This window comes from Rhodoferax sp. AJA081-3, assembly GCF_017798165.1.
Taxonomy (GTDB): Bacteria; Pseudomonadota; Gammaproteobacteria; order Burkholderiales; family Burkholderiaceae_C; genus Allorhodoferax.
The window spans coordinates 1,699,366-1,712,562 of the sequence record NZ_CP059068.1 but is presented as its reverse complement, the minus strand read 5'-3'; the positions used below and the strand labels follow the sequence as shown (position 1 = coordinate 1,712,562).

The 13,197-nt window shown below is 59.5% G+C and carries 16 protein-coding genes; 11 read left to right on the top strand and 5 right to left on the bottom strand.

The window, feature by feature from the left end:
• The first annotated feature begins 29 nt into the window (after positions 1-29).
• The 3 genes from HZ993_RS07950 (at position 30) to HZ993_RS07940 (ending at position 2,163) form a co-directional block, all read left to right on the top strand.
• Complete coding sequence (locus HZ993_RS07950) at positions 30-398, top strand: DMT family protein (protein WP_209396802.1); 369 nt, start codon at positions 30-32, stop codon at positions 396-398.
• Positions 399-485: 87 nt separating this feature from the next.
• Positions 486-1,133, top strand: coding sequence for a DUF47 domain-containing protein (locus HZ993_RS07945; RefSeq protein ID WP_209396800.1), 648 nt, complete (start codon positions 486-488; stop codon positions 1,131-1,133).
• Positions 1,134-1,152: 19 nt separating this feature from the next.
• Entirely contained in the window at positions 1,153-2,163 is a 1,011-nt protein-coding gene (locus HZ993_RS07940) for an inorganic phosphate transporter (RefSeq protein WP_209396798.1), read from the top strand.
• Here the strand turns inward: HZ993_RS07940 and HZ993_RS07935 are convergent.
• On the bottom strand, positions 2,144-2,617 hold the full coding sequence (locus HZ993_RS07935; protein WP_209396796.1) for a TM2 domain-containing protein: 474 nt from the start codon (positions 2,615-2,617) through the stop codon (positions 2,144-2,146). The genes HZ993_RS07940 and HZ993_RS07935 overlap by 20 nt on opposite strands.
• Positions 2,614-3,147 (bottom strand): GNAT family N-acetyltransferase, encoded by a 534-nt coding sequence (locus HZ993_RS07930; protein WP_209396794.1) that lies wholly within the window; start codon positions 3,145-3,147, stop codon positions 2,614-2,616. The genes HZ993_RS07935 and HZ993_RS07930 overlap by 4 nt, the downstream gene beginning before the upstream one ends.
• Before the next feature lie 120 nt (positions 3,148-3,267).
• On the opposite strand from HZ993_RS07930, the gene rpsP reads away from it, so the two are divergent.
• The 6 genes from rpsP to HZ993_RS07900 all read left to right on the top strand — a co-directional run bounded on the left by rpsP (position 3,268) and on the right by HZ993_RS07900 (position 7,189).
• Positions 3,268-3,519, top strand: coding sequence for a 30S ribosomal protein S16 (rpsP, locus tag HZ993_RS07925; RefSeq protein WP_209396792.1), 252 nt, complete (start codon positions 3,268-3,270; stop codon positions 3,517-3,519).
• Between the two features lie 55 nt (positions 3,520-3,574).
• Positions 3,575-4,138, top strand: coding sequence for a ribosome maturation factor RimM (gene rimM, locus HZ993_RS07920; protein ID WP_209396790.1), 564 nt, complete (start codon positions 3,575-3,577; stop codon positions 4,136-4,138).
• A 10-nt stretch (positions 4,139-4,148) separates the two neighbouring features.
• Positions 4,149-4,895: a tRNA (guanosine(37)-N1)-methyltransferase TrmD gene (gene trmD, locus HZ993_RS07915; RefSeq protein ID WP_209396781.1), complete on the top strand. Its 747-nt coding sequence runs from the start codon at positions 4,149-4,151 to the stop codon at positions 4,893-4,895.
• 114 nt (positions 4,896-5,009) lie between these two features.
• Positions 5,010-5,381 (top strand): 50S ribosomal protein L19, encoded by a 372-nt coding sequence (gene rplS / locus HZ993_RS07910; RefSeq protein ID WP_209396779.1) that lies wholly within the window; start codon positions 5,010-5,012, stop codon positions 5,379-5,381.
• Positions 5,382-5,439: 58 nt separating this feature from the next.
• Positions 5,440-6,132, top strand: a complete 693-nt coding sequence (locus HZ993_RS07905) for a CoA pyrophosphatase (protein WP_209396777.1) — start codon at positions 5,440-5,442, stop codon at positions 6,130-6,132.
• 136 nt (positions 6,133-6,268) lie between these two features.
• Positions 6,269-7,189, top strand: coding sequence for a cobalamin biosynthesis protein (locus tag HZ993_RS07900; RefSeq protein WP_209396775.1), 921 nt, complete (start codon positions 6,269-6,271; stop codon positions 7,187-7,189).
• A gap of 21 nt (positions 7,190-7,210) precedes the next feature.
• Here the strand turns inward: HZ993_RS07900 and rsgA are convergent, their stop codons facing one another.
• The gene (rsgA, locus tag HZ993_RS07895; RefSeq protein WP_209396773.1) at positions 7,211-8,161 is read right to left on the bottom strand and encodes a ribosome small subunit-dependent GTPase A; all 951 of its coding nucleotides are present in this window, start codon (positions 8,159-8,161) and stop codon (positions 7,211-7,213) included.
• Positions 8,162-8,172: 11 nt separating this feature from the next.
• Positions 8,173-9,459 carry a M48 family metallopeptidase gene (locus HZ993_RS07890; RefSeq protein WP_209396771.1) on the bottom strand — a complete coding sequence of 429 codons (1,287 nt, stop codon included), beginning with the start codon at positions 9,457-9,459 and terminating at the stop codon, positions 8,173-8,175.
• Between the two features lie 37 nt (positions 9,460-9,496).
• On the opposite strand from HZ993_RS07890, the gene orn reads away from it, so the two are divergent.
• Together orn and HZ993_RS07880 are read left to right on the top strand one after the other, a co-directional pair.
• Positions 9,497-10,072 (top strand): oligoribonuclease, encoded by a 576-nt coding sequence (gene orn, locus HZ993_RS07885; RefSeq protein ID WP_209396769.1) that lies wholly within the window; start codon positions 9,497-9,499, stop codon positions 10,070-10,072.
• Positions 10,073-10,279: 207 nt separating this feature from the next.
• Entirely contained in the window at positions 10,280-12,211 is a 1,932-nt protein-coding gene (locus tag HZ993_RS07880; protein WP_209396767.1) for a DEAD/DEAH box helicase, read from the top strand.
• An 84-nt stretch (positions 12,212-12,295) separates the two neighbouring features.
• Here the strand turns inward: HZ993_RS07880 and HZ993_RS07875 are convergent, their stop codons facing one another.
• A complete protein-coding gene (locus HZ993_RS07875; protein WP_209396766.1) occupies positions 12,296-13,165 on the bottom strand; it encodes an NAD(P)-dependent oxidoreductase in 870 nt (289 codons plus the stop codon).
• Positions 13,166-13,197 lie beyond the last annotated feature (32 nt).

The window sequence follows — 13,197 nt, the reverse complement described above, 5'->3', positions numbered from 1 at the left end:
TTTTTCGTTGGGGACAGATAATGCCCGCCATGAATCTGCACCTGACACTCCCCTTTTCTGTTCAGACCGTACTCCTGCTGATTGCGAGTAACGTTTTCATGACCTTCGCCTGGTACGGGCATTTGAAGAACATGGCAACGTCACCCTGGTATTTCGCCGCGTTGGCAAGTTGGGGCATTGCGCTTTTTGAGTACCTGTTGCAGGTGCCCGGCAACCGCATCGGTTTTCAGCAGGCCGGGTTCACCCTGGCGCAGCTCAAGATCCTGCAAGAGGTGATCACGCTTAGCGTATTTGTGCCCTTTGCGATGGTGTACATGAACGAGCCGTTCAAACTGGACTACGTATGGGCTGGTTTGTGCCTGGTGGGCGCGGTTTACTTTATTTTCCGCTCGGGTTAACCAGCGAATGTCCTTTTGGGCCGTGCGGTTAAACTTCGCCGTCTTGAAAACGTCAAGAAGTTTTGTTGTTTGGGTGAAGGAACCGTGATGCTATTTGGAAAACTCCTGCCGCGTGAGGGCAATTTTTTTGAAATGTTCAACCAGCACGCGGACCGCATCGTGGAGGCTGCGCAGGCCTTCGCCAAGTTGGTTGCCAATTACAGTGACCTGGATTTGCGCGCCAAGTACAACCAAGAGGTGGATGACGCCGAGCGCGCGGCCGACCGCGTCACGCATGAGTGCAACAAGGCCATTCACATTACTTTCATCACCCCCATTGACCGCGAACAGATCCACTCGCTGATCAACACGATGGACGATGTGGCTGACCTGATCCAGGACTCGGCTGAGACGATGGCCTTGTATGACGTGCGGCACATGACCGAAGAAATCACGCGTCTGACGGATTTGAGCGTGAAATGTTGTGAGCGTCTGCGTGATGCCGTCAAATTATTGGCCCATATCGCCGAGCCCAGCACCGCAGAGGCTGCACTCAAGACCTGTGAAGAAATCGACCGTTTGGAGTCTGATGCCGATCGCGTGATGCGCACCGCCATGAGCAAGTTGTTCCGAGAAGAGCCCGATGTCCGAGAGGTCATCAAGCTCAAGGCCATCTACGAGCTGCTGGAAACCATTACCGACAAGTGTGAAGACGTGGCCAATGTGATCGAGGGCATCATCCTCGAAAACTCCTGATCGCATCGCAGACACCGCTATGGAAATCGTACAAACGACCCTGTGGGTAGTCGTGATGCTGGTGGCTCTGGCATTGCTGTTTGACTTCATGAATGGTTTTCATGATGCAGCCAATTCGATTGCAACCGTGGTCTCCACGGGTGTGTTGAAGCCAGGGCAAGCCGTATTGTTTGCCGCCTTTTTTAATGTTGTGGCAATACTGGTTTTTCAGCTCAGTGTGGCGGCCACGGTTGGCAAGGGCATTGTGCAGCCGGGTATCGTGGACACCCACGTCGTGTTTGGTGCATTGGTGGGTGCTATCACCTGGAATGTCATCACCTGGTATTACGGTATTCCCAGTAGCTCTTCACATGCCCTCATTGGCGGCATTGTGGGGGCGGTGATCGCCAAGGCGGGGGCTGGCGCGCTGGTGTCCACCGGGATTCTCAAAACAGTCGCCTTTATTTTTGTGTCCCCCTTGTTGGGCTTTGTATTGGGCTCACTGATGATGGTCGCCGTTGCCTGGATATTCCGCAGAACGCGGCCATCCAAAGTGGATAAGTGGTTCAGGCGGTTGCAACTGGTGTCTGCGGGCGCCTACAGCCTGGGTCACGGCGGTAATGACGCACAAAAAACCATCGGCATCATCTGGATGTTGTTGATCGCTACCGGTTATACCGCCGCAGGTGATGCCGCTCCGCCCAACTGGGTGGTACTGTGCTGTTATGCGGCGATAGGGGCAGGCACCATGTTTGGCGGTTGGCGCATCGTCAAGACCATGGGCCAACGCATCACCAAACTCAAACCCGTAGGTGGGTTTTGTGCAGAAACCGGCGGTGCCATCACCCTGTTTTTGGCAACAGCCTTGGGTATTCCGGTGTCAACAACCCATACCATCACGGGTGCGATCGTCGGTGTGGGTTCTACACAGCGCGCCAGTGCGGTGCGTTGGGGAGTCGCTGGCAATATTGTGTGGGCATGGATTTTCACCATACCTGCCAGTGCCTTTGTGGCTGCGGTCGCGTACTGGATCAGTCTGCAGATTTTTTAACCAGGCCCGGTTGAGAGAGCTTTTTGGCCTCGTCCACCTGGTATTCAAAAAAGTGCTGGAAGCTGAAGGCCATGCTGGCCATCAGTACCGTGGTACCCAGCAAGAGTGACACCACCAAGGCGCCTATGGTCAACCAATTGGTTTGACCTGCCGGTGCGTCGGCTGCGGATCCGGGGTTGAAGCGTTCGTTCCACTTGTCGGTATTCATGAGTCCGTAGACCAGGGCGTTGATGGCACATCCCGCAATGGTGAAGCCCAACATGGGAATCAGCACCCAGCTCAAGGGATCGTCAAGACCCATGGTGCGGGCGCGGTGCACGCCGTACAGCCCGAGGACCGTGGGTATCGGTAGCAGCCAGGCCAGGCGATTGGCCCAGCCAAAAAGATAAAAGCGGTGCAGCCCAAAAGGCCCACCGACGAAGGTCAACCAAGCGGCCAGGGTTTTGTTTTTCATGCCTGTGATTGTGCCGGAGCCTGGGTACTGCCCAGGCCGATGACGCGGTCCATCAGCACCACATCCAGCCAGCGGTCGAACTTCCAGCCGCAGTTGGCCAGCACGCCCACTGGCTGGAAGCCGCAGGCCTTGTGCACGCCTACGGAGCCCAGGTTCGCAGAATCTCCTATCACCGCGATCAATTTGCGCACGCCGGCTCGCTCGGCCTGTGCCATCAGTTCTTCCAGCAGCAGACGGCCCAGGCCTTTGCCCGCGGCTGTTGGGGCCAGGTAAATGGAGTCTTCGGCTGAAAAACGGTAGGCCGGACGGGGCTTGAACCAGTTGCAGTAGGCAAAACCCAACACTCCGTCGGCGGTTTCTATGACCAGGTAGGGCAGGCCCTTGGACAGAACGTCCGCACGCCGGGACGCCATGTCCTGCTCGCTGGGTGGCGTGGTCTCAAAGGTGCCGGTTCCATGCAGTACATGGTGGGTGTAAATGGCAGTGATCGCGGGGAGGTCGGAGTCGAGGCTTGGGCGAATCTTGGTCATGGATGGGGAACAGGTTATAATGGAGAGCTATTCAGAGTGTCACTGGCCGGGTGGTCAGTTGCGTGTCTCAACTTTGAATGTAAAGGTTGGAAATCATTTCCACCACCCAAAGGATAAATCATGGTCGTCATTCGACTCGCCCGTGGCGGTGCAAAAGCACGCCCGTTTTTCAACATCGTTGTGGCTGACAAGCGCACACGCCGTGATGGACGCTTCATCGAGCGTATCGGTTTTTACAACCCCATTGCTACTGCCAGTGAAGAAAGCATCCGCATTGCGCAGGATCGCCTGACTTACTGGAAGGGCGTTGGCGCCCAGGCTTCCCCCACCGTGGAACGCCTGATCAACCAAGCCGCCAAGAAGGCCGCTTAATAAGCCACTGTGCCGCGAAGAGGGCCTAGTGCTCTCTGGTCGGCACCTTACGCGTATGCTCACCGGACTCGAAGCTGCTGAATTGCCAGCGGATGCCATTGAAGTCGGACGGATTGCGGACGCGTGGGGCATCAAGGGTTGGTTCAAAGTCTTACCCTACAGCGCTGATCCTGAGGCGCTCTTTTCTTCCAAGCGTTGGTTCCTGTTGCCCACCGAGCGCGGTGCGCAGACGTTCACGGGCGTTGCTGCCCTGTCCGTCAAGGAAGCCAAAGAGCATTCCGACACCGTTGTTGCCACTGCCCATGGCGTGGATGACCGCACGGCGGCCGAAGCCTTGCGCGGCTCCCGCATTTTTGTCTCACGCTCCAGCTTCCCCACGGCTGCCAAGGATGAATATTATTGGGTCGACCTGATCGGATTGGACGTCATCAACCGGGAAGACATCGCCTTGGGCACCGTCAAAGAGTTGTTGTCCACCGGCGCACAGACCGTGCTGGTGATGGAATACCAAGAAGACGGAAAGACCGCCGAGCGCATGATCCCGTTTGTGTCTGTCTACGTGGACGACGTCGACCTGAAGGCACGCCGCATTCGCGTGGACTGGCAAGCTGACTACTGAGTTTCTGCGTATGCGCTTCGACGTCATCACGCTGTTCCCTGAACTCTTCACCCCGTTTTTATCGGTAGGCATCACCCGCCGGGCCTTTGAGTCCGGCCAGGTGGATGTGCAATGCACCAACCCCCGCGACTTCGCAACTGGCAACTACCGCCGTGTTGATGACCGCCCTTTTGGTGGCGGCCCCGGCATGGTGATGATGGCGCAACCGCTGGAGTTGTCTCTGGCCCATATCCGGTCGCAGCGCACCGACGCAGCCCCAGTCGTATTGTTCTCTCCCATAGGCAAACGCCTGGACCATGCCGCGGTGCAACGCTGGTCCAATAGCAGCGGTGCCATCCTGGTCTGCGGCCGTTACGAAGGAATAGACCAGCGCTTTATTGACACCCAGGTGGACGAGCAAATCAGCCTGGGCGATTTTGTGCTGTCGGGTGGCGAAGTGCCGGCCATTGCCTTGCTGGACGCCGTGGCACGTTTGCAGCCTGGGGTCTTGTCGGATTCCGACAGCCACCATATGGACAGCTTCAACCCGTCCTTGGATGGCCTGCTGGATTGCCCCCACTACACGCGCCCCGAAGAGTGGGCCGGTGTGGGCGTTCCGGATGTGTTGCTGTCCGGGCACCATGGTCAGATCGAACGTTGGCGGCGCGACCAGCGGCTCAAATTAACGGCCCAACACCGCCCCGATTTGCTGGAGATTGCCCGTGCGGCAGGCCTGCTGAGCCGTCAGGACGAGGCGGTATTGCAGGCCCAGGGCTGAACTTGCTATAATGCAAGGCTAACCAGATCCTCTGTACGGCCAAAGCAGTGCGTTTTCAACACACTGACTTCGCACCCTCCGGTGCAGGCGCGCGCAAGATCACGAAAGAAAACCATGAACCTGATCCAAATTCTTGAGCAAGAAGAAATTGCTCGTCTCGGCAAGACCATCCCCGAATTCGCACCTGGCGACACTGTTGTTGTCAGCGTCAACGTGGTTGAAGGCAGCCGCAAGCGCGTGCAGGCCTACGAAGGTGTTGTGATTGCCAAGCGCAACCGCGGCCTGAACAGCGGCTTTATCGTTCGCAAGATCTCCAGCGGTGAAGGCGTTGAGCGTACGTTCCAGACCTACAGCCCGCTGATCGCCGGCATCGAAGTCAAGCGCCGTGGTGACGTGCGCCGTGCCAAGCTGTACTACCTGCGTGACCGCAGCGGCAAGTCGGCACGTATCAAGGAAAAGCTGCCAGCCAAGAAGACAGCGGCTTAATTTTTCAAGCCCTTGCTTCCCACCAAACCGCCCGGCGAAAGCTTGTGGCGGTTTTTTTATGACCACTCCGCCATCATCTCCCCCGCTGAATTTTGACCCACGCCAGGTGCCGGTGGTGGGCGTTGACGCCCAACTGCCCAAGGTACCCGCGCAGGCCCTGCAGGCACAGGATCTGGTGCGGCGTTTTGCCAGTGCCCATGCCTGGACGCCCGAGTTGCTGGCCGAACCCCGCTTCTCGCAACGTGCCCCCGTGCACGCATCGGTGCTGATGCCCCTGGTCATGCGGGACAGCGGCCTCACCGTCTTACTCACCGAACGCACCACCCATTTGTCCAGCCACTCCGGCCAAGTCGCCTTTCCGGGCGGCAAGGCCGATCCCGAAGATGCCGACGCCATTGATACGGCGCTCCGCGAAGCCGAAGAAGAAATCGGCCTGGAGCGCAGGTTTGTGCAGGTGCTGGGCACCTTGCCCATCTACACCACGGGTAGCGCCTTCCTGGTGACCCCGGTCGTGGCCCTGGTGGATGCCGCCCATTCGGTTACGGCCAATCCGCACGAGGTGGCCGATGTCTTTGAGGTGCCGTTGGATTTTTTGATGGACCCCGCCAACCACCGCCGCCACGCAGTGGACTGGGCTGGCTCCCGCCGCGAATGGCTGTCCATGCCTTACACCGATGCGACGGCCGAGCGGTTTATCTGGGGCGCCACGGCAGGCATGTTGCGCAACTTTTACCGCTTTTTGCTTTTCTGAGACCGTGCGGGACAGACCGCAGCGCAGCGTAGCTCTGTCCTCAACTGACCGGGGGTGTCCTTGCGGGACAGACCGTCGCGAAGCGTAGCTTTGTCCTCAACTGATTCCGCGTGGTTGGGGTCGCTATGATTGCCCCATGAGTTTTCTCTCCATCCTATTTGCGCTGCTTCTGGAGCAGGCGCGTCCCTTGGGGCAGGGCAATCCGATTCACCTGGGTGTGCGCAATTGGACGCGTTGGGTGATCCGCAATCTGGATACCGGCAAGGCCCACCACGCCTGGTTGGCTTGGTGGATCGCCGTGGTGGTGCCCGCCGCCCTGGTGTTTGCGGTGCACTGGCTGCTGGTCTGGTCCATTGGCTGGATTGCGGCTGCAGTGTGGAGCATCGCGATCTTGTATTCCACGCTGGGTTTTCGCCAGTTCAGCTACCACTTCACTGCCATACGCGACGCGCTGCTGGCCGGTGAAGAAGACGTGGCCCGAAAGGAGCTCGCGCAATGGATGCGCATGGATGTCAGCGCCCTGCCGCGCAGCCAGATCGTGCGCCATGTCATCGAGCATTCGGTGCTGAACGCACACCGCCACGTGTTTGGTGTCTTTGCCTGGTACTCGCTGCTGGCCGCCCTGGGTCTGGGCCCGCGGGCCGCCGTGTTGTACCGCGTGGCCGAGTATGTGGCGCGTTACACCAACCGGCCTCTGCGTCCCTCCAGCGCACCGCTGAGTGATGCGCTGAAGATCAGCGCCAGCCTGGCCTGGTATGCCATGGACTGGGTGCCTGCCCGCATCACGGCCCTGGGTTTTGCCTTTGTCGGTAGCTTTGAAGAGGCCGTCGACAGTTGGCGCCAGCGCGAGGCGCAGTACCCCGGCGACAACAATGGCGTGGTGCTGGCCGCAACGGCTGGCGCGGTCAATGTGAAACTTGGCGATGCAGAAAGCCCTGGCGTGGGGGCAACACCGCAACCGGTGCACCTGCGTGCGGTGGTCGGCCTGGTGTGGCGCACCGTGGTGATGTGGATGGTGTTCCTGGCGTTGCTGTCGCTGGCCAGGTTGCTGGGCTAGGAGCAGCTTGGCGAGGTGCGCTTAGTAGCGCTTCTCAGACAGTTCGGCAAACAAACTGCTATATATTTTATAGCGACTTGTGCTTATTTCACGGGGGCCAGGGGCCAAAAATCCATCAGACGCCTTTTGCAGGGCGGTGATCACGCCACAGCCCGGCTCGTGCAAATGGCTGCAGTTGTAGAACTTGCAGTCTTGGGCGTGGGCCTTGATATCGGGCATCAGGCTGGCCAGGTGCATGGGTTCGATGTGGTTCAGGCCAAACTCCTGGAAGCCGGGTGAATCGATGACCGCCGTGGTCCGGGTTGCTGCATCCACCCAGTACAACGTGGTGCTGGTGGTCGTGTGTTTGCCCGAGTTCAGCGCGGTAGATATCGCATTGGTCAACACGTGGGCCTGGGGGATCAGGCGGTTGATCAGCGTGCTTTTGCCCGAGCCCGATGGCCCCAGCACCAGGGTTGTTTTGCCGGCCAGCACGGCGTCCAGCTTGTGCTCCGTTTGCGGATCGGCATCACCCACCGGTTTGAGCGCCATGGGCATCACGGTGTAACCCATGTCGCGGTACACACCCATGCGGGCCCACGCGCGGCCAAATGGCTCGGCCAGGTCGCTTTTGTTCAGCGCGATGATGGGGCGGATGTGTTCGGCCTCGGCCGCAATCAGCGCGCGCGACAGCTGGCTCTCGGAAAACTCGGGCTCGGCGGCGATCAGTATCAGCACCTGGTCCAGGTTGGCCGCGAACATCTTGGTGCGGATCTCGTCCTGCCGGTAAAACAGGTTGCGCCGCGGCTCCACCTTTTCGATCGTGCCCTCGTCTTCAGTGGCTTGCCACAACACGCGGTCGCCGACCACGGTCTGGCTCTTCTTGCCGCGCGGGTGGCAAATAAGGCGCCGACCGTCCGGCGTTTCCACCCATACGTGGCGGCCGTGGCCTGCTATGACCAGTCCGGGTTCCAAAGGGGAGGGTGTTGCCATGTGTGCCGCGCTTAGTGCGCCGTGCCCAGAATACGCCCCAGGCGCTCGGTGGCCGGCGGGTGTGAGTAGTAGAACTGCACATAGACCGGGTCGGGTGTCAGCGTGGAGGCGTTGTCTTCAAACAGCTTGAGCAGGGCGCCGGCCAGTGCCGGGCCGCTGGTTTGCGCCACGGCATAGGCGTCGGCCTCGAACTCGTGTTTGCGCGACAGTTGCGCAAACAGCGGACCCATGAAGGTGCCAAGCAAGGGCAGCACCATCATGAACAGCAAAAGCGCCAGGGCGTCATTCGGCGCACCCAGATTGGGTAGCACACCCAGGCCGGTGTAGAACCAGAGTTGCTGACTCAGCCAACCCAGTGCAAAAAATCCCAACAGGCTGATCGCAAACATGGAGACGATGCGTTTGATGACGTGTTTGTGTTTGAAGTGGCCTAGCTCATGGGCCAACACCGCGTCCACTTCTGGCGGGCTCAGCTGGGCCAGCAGTGTGTCATAAAACACCACCCGTTTGGAGGCACCAAAGCCGGTGAAATAAGCATTGGCATGGGCGCTGCGTTTGCTGCCGTCCATCACAAAAAAACCTTTGGAGGTGAAGCCGCAGCGCGCCATTAACTGCGACACGCGTTCCTTGACCTGCGGGTCTTCCAGCGGCTGGAACTTGTTGAACAATGGTGCAATCCAGGTCGGGTAGATCAGCAGGGCCAGCAGGTTGAAGCCCATCCACACGCCCCACACCCACAGCCACCACCAGGGGCCGGTGGCGCCCATCATCCAGATCACCAGCGTGATAAAGGGCAGGCCGATCAGTGCAGACAACAGCAGCGATTTGGCGAAGTCCTGCAGCCACAGCTTGAGACTGGTTTTGTTGAAGCCAAAACGCTCTTCGATGACAAAGGTCTGGTACAGCGTGAAGGGCAAATCCAAAGCACTGCCGATGGCCATGAACGCGACCAGCAGCGCCACTTGTTGGCCGATGCCGTGGCCCATGACACTAACCAGCCACTGGTTCAACACCGATAGCCCCCCCAGCAGGGTCCAGGCGATGGCAATGGCCGCGCCCCAGGACAGTTCCAGCAGGCCAAAGCGGGTTTTGGTGATGGTGTACTCAGCGGCCTTTTGGTGTGCCGTCAGCGTGATTTTTTCTGCAAACGCAGCGGGTACCGCGCTGCGGTGCTGCGCCACATGGCGGATCTGGCGGCTGGCCAGCCAGAACTTCAGCACCAGGCTCAGGGTAAGGGCGAGCGCGAAGGCGACCGTCGTGTTCAGGGAGGCGGTGTTGCCCGAGAAGAGTTCATTCATGGTCTCTGAGTTTAGGCCATAGGCGACAATTGCCAGTATGGACGCACCCAACACCACAAGCCCTTTGAGCAAATCCGACAAAAACCTGGTCTGGCTCGATTGCGAGATGACGGGCCTGGACCCCGAAGCCGAGCGCATCATCGAAATCGCGGTCATCGTGACCGGTCCGAATCTGGAGAACCGCACCGAAGGCCCCGTCTTTGTGATCCACCAGAGCGACGCCCAACTCGACAAGATGGACGCCTGGAACAAGGGGACCCATGGCAAAAGTGGCCTAATCGATAAGGTGAAGGCATCGACCGTGACCGAAGAGCAGGCGCAGGATGCGCTGATTGCGTTTCTCAAGCAGTATGTGCCGGCCAATGGTTCGCCCATGTGTGGCAACTCGATCGGGCAGGACCGCCGTTTCCTGGTCAAGTACATGCCCAAGCTGGAGGCGTTTTTCCACTACCGCAACCTGGATGTCAGCACGCTGAAGGAGCTGTCCAAGCGCTGGCGGCCCGAGGTGCATGCATCCTTCAAGAAGCAGCAGCGCCACACAGCCCTGGCCGATGTGCACGAGTCGATTGATGAGCTGGAGCACTACCGAAAGCATTTTTTAAAATTGGATTAGGTAGAAACCCGAATTCATGCCATAATCCAAGGCTGCGCTGCAAACAGCAGTGCATATTTGTACATCTCCCTTCATTCACCGGGTTCGCAAAGTCGGGCCCCAAGCGCTGAACAGTTTTTCAGACGCAGGTTCCGTTTGATGGTTGATGTTTTTTAACCATTGACGGAGCAGTCGCAATCCCTGCGGCACTCGCGTGTGAGTAAAACAATGACTGACGCTTTTGAAGTGACAGGTGCCTTTGCGCCTGCCGAAATTTCCAACAACACATCTTTCGCCAACGACGCTGTAACCACAGCCGACGTTGACACTGGCATGGACACGCCTGAAGTAGCCGACGTTCCTGAAGTGCCCAATGGCTTTGTGACCCTGGGTCTGGCTCCTGAGCTGGTCGCTGCGGTCAAGGATCTGGGTTATACCCAGCCTACCTCGGTTCAGATGAAGACCATTCCCCTGGCCTTGCCGGGTGAGCGCGATGGCGAAAAGGCTGGCAAATTCATCGACCTGATGGTTTCCAGCCAGACCGGCAGCGGTAAGACCGCAGCCTTCCTGCTGCCCGTGTTGCACACATTGCTGAAACAATTGGCCCAAGCCGAAGCCGACGAGCGCGCAGCCTTTGAGCGTGAAGTGGCCGAAGCCGTAGCCCGTGGCGAAGCACCTCCCAAGCGCTCCAAGCGCAAAGACCCCACCAACCCCCGCAACTTCAAGGCCCCAGCCCCTGGCGCCTTGATCGTCTGCCCCACCCGCGAACTGGCCCAACAAGTGGCCAACGATGCGATCGACCTGGTGCAACATTGCCGTGGTCTGCGCATCGCCAACATCGTGGGCGGCATGCCCTACCAGTTGCAAATCGCCAAGCTGCAAAACGCCAACTTGGTTGTTGCAACACCGGGCCGTTTGCTGGACCTGCAACGCTCCATGCAAATCAAGCTGGACCAGGTTCAATTCCTGGTGGTGGACGAAGCCGACCGCATGTTGGACCTGGGCTTCTCGGATGACTTGGCCGAGATCAACCAGCTCACCATCGCCCGCAAGCAGACCATGATGTTCAGCGCAACCTTCGCCCCACGTATTCAGCAGTTGGCTGCCCGCGTGATGCGCGAGCCACAACGCGTGACCATCGACAACCCACAAGAAAAACACGTCAACATCAAGCAAGTGCTGTTCTGGGCCGACAACGCCCAGCATAAGCGCAAGCTGCTGGACCACTGGTTGCGCGATACCGGTATCAACCAGGCCATCGTTTTTGCCAGCACGCAGATCGAGTGCGATGGCTTGGCCAATGACCTGCAGCAAGACGGTTTTGACGCCGTGGCCCTGCACGGTGCCCTGAGCCAGGGTCTGCGCAACCGCCGCCTGATGGCGCTGCGCAATGGCCAAGTGCAAGTCCTGGTGGCGACCGATGTGGCCGCCCGCGGCATTGACGTGCCCACCATTACCCACGTGTTCAACTTCGGCTTGCCGATGAAGGCTGAGGATTACACCCACCGCATTGGCCGTACTGGCCGTGCCGGTCGCGATGGCCTGGCCATCACTTTTGCCGAAATGCGCGACCGCCGCAAGATTTTCGACATCGAAGCCTACACACGCCAGCCCATCAAGGCTGAAACGATTCCTGGCCTGGAGCCACAACAGCGCGCACCTGAGTCACGCCCCAGCTTTGCGGGCCGTGCCAACCCCGGTGGCGGCTTCGGTGGTGACCGCAAGTTCAACAACGGCCCCCGTGAAGGTGGCTTTGGTGGCAACCGTGGCCACGGTGGTGGCGGCTTCGGTGGACGCCCACCGGCTGCAGGCCCACGCGACTTTGGCAACAGCGCACGTGATTTCGGCGGCGCAGCCAAAGAAGGCTTCAGCTACGAACGCAAGGGTGGTTTTAACGACCGCTTTGCCGGCGGCCAAGGCGCACCCCGCGGTGATGCACGTCCTCCCCGCGGAGACTTCGCTCCCCGTGGTGATTTCCAACAGGCGCCACGCGGCAACTTCGATGCCCCACGTGGTGACTTCGGTGGTGGCGCACCGCGCGGTGATTTCGCGGCCCGCAAGCCCGCCTTCAGCAAGCCCATGGGTGTGAAACCCGGCAATGCTGGCAAGGTGTTTGTGCCCCGTGATGCCAAGAAGCGCGCGGCCCGCACGTTTGATTGATGATGGATCACCGCTGACGGGTTGACCGTCAGCAAACCATAAAAAGAGGACCTCCAAAGGTCCTTTTTTTATGCGCGAACGTTTTCAGTCCATGCCGTTGCGACTGGCCAATTCCACAAACAAGCCCGAGTGGTCCAGGTCGGCCAGCCCGTGCTCGATGCCCTGGGCATACAACTGCTCGAACAGCGCGGTAATAGGGGCATCAAAACCAATCTCGCCTGCGGTAGCCATGGCGTTGCGCAAATCCTTGAGCTGCACCGCCATGCGCCCGCGCGGCGTAAAGTCGCGCTCCACCATGCGTTGGCCGTGTACTTGCAGGATGCGGCTGTCGGCAAAACCACCAGTGATGGCTTCCTTGACCTTGCCCATGTGTGCGCCGCCGCGTTCACACAGCAGCAGCGCTTCTGCGACGATGCCAATCGTGGCGCCCACAATCATCTGGTTGGCCAGTTTGGTCAGTTGGCCGGCACCAGTAGGGCCTACATGGGTTGCGCGGCCAAAGACGTTCAGCACGGGCAGGGCGCGCTCAAAGCTGCTGGCTTTGCCGCCGACCATGATGGCCAGTGTTCCGTTGTCCGCGCCAATGGTGCCACCGGATACCGGGGCGTCCAGATAGGCAATATGCCGCTCGTTGAGCCGTGCCGCGTGGTCCCTGGCCTCTGCCGGCTTGATGGAAGACATATCAACCACCAAACAGCTGCTCGGCATGGCGTCTGCTACACCCATGTCAAACAGTACCTGTCCGACGATGGCGCCGTTGTCCAGCAGGGTGATGACGATGTCCGCATCACGCACGGCGTCTGTCGGCAGGGCGTGGACGATAGCCCCGGCGCTGGCCAGGCGCTGCGCCTTGCTCAGCGTGCGGTTCCACACGTGGACGGTGTGTCCGGCCTCGCACAGACGCCGGCCCATTGGAAATCCCATCAGGCCAATACCCAGTACTGCAATTTTCATGCTGTTGTCCTCCGCATGGCACCAGAATACCC

Bases quoted from the DNA above. Each gene is read 5' to 3' on its own strand.
- HZ993_RS07950 (WP_209396802.1), top strand. From the start codon at position 30: ATGAATCTGCACCTGACACTCCCCTTTTCTGTTCAGACCGTACTCCTG.
- HZ993_RS07945 (WP_209396800.1), top strand. From the start codon at position 486: ATGCTATTTGGAAAACTCCTGCCGCGTGAGGGCAATTTTTTTGAAATG.
- HZ993_RS07940 (WP_209396798.1), top strand. From the start codon at position 1,153: ATGGAAATCGTACAAACGACCCTGTGGGTAGTCGTGATGCTGGTGGCT.
- HZ993_RS07935 (WP_209396796.1), bottom strand. From the start codon at position 2,617: ATGAAAAACAAAACCCTGGCCGCTTGGTTGACCTTCGTCGGTGGGCCT.
- HZ993_RS07930 (WP_209396794.1), bottom strand. From the start codon at position 3,147: ATGACCAAGATTCGCCCAAGCCTCGACTCCGACCTCCCCGCGATCACT.
- rpsP (WP_209396792.1), top strand. From the start codon at position 3,268: ATGGTCGTCATTCGACTCGCCCGTGGCGGTGCAAAAGCACGCCCGTTT.
- rimM (WP_209396790.1), top strand. From the start codon at position 3,575: ATGCTCACCGGACTCGAAGCTGCTGAATTGCCAGCGGATGCCATTGAA.
- trmD (WP_209396781.1), top strand. From the start codon at position 4,149: ATGCGCTTCGACGTCATCACGCTGTTCCCTGAACTCTTCACCCCGTTT.
- rplS (WP_209396779.1), top strand. From the start codon at position 5,010: ATGAACCTGATCCAAATTCTTGAGCAAGAAGAAATTGCTCGTCTCGGC.
- HZ993_RS07905 (WP_209396777.1), top strand. From the start codon at position 5,440: ATGACCACTCCGCCATCATCTCCCCCGCTGAATTTTGACCCACGCCAG.
- HZ993_RS07900 (WP_209396775.1), top strand. From the start codon at position 6,269: ATGAGTTTTCTCTCCATCCTATTTGCGCTGCTTCTGGAGCAGGCGCGT.
- rsgA (WP_209396773.1), bottom strand. From the start codon at position 8,161: ATGGCAACACCCTCCCCTTTGGAACCCGGACTGGTCATAGCAGGCCAC.
- HZ993_RS07890 (WP_209396771.1), bottom strand. From the start codon at position 9,459: ATGAATGAACTCTTCTCGGGCAACACCGCCTCCCTGAACACGACGGTC.
- orn (WP_209396769.1), top strand. From the start codon at position 9,497: ATGGACGCACCCAACACCACAAGCCCTTTGAGCAAATCCGACAAAAAC.
- HZ993_RS07880 (WP_209396767.1), top strand. From the start codon at position 10,280: ATGACTGACGCTTTTGAAGTGACAGGTGCCTTTGCGCCTGCCGAAATT.
- HZ993_RS07875 (WP_209396766.1), bottom strand. From the start codon at position 13,165: ATGAAAATTGCAGTACTGGGTATTGGCCTGATGGGATTTCCAATGGGC.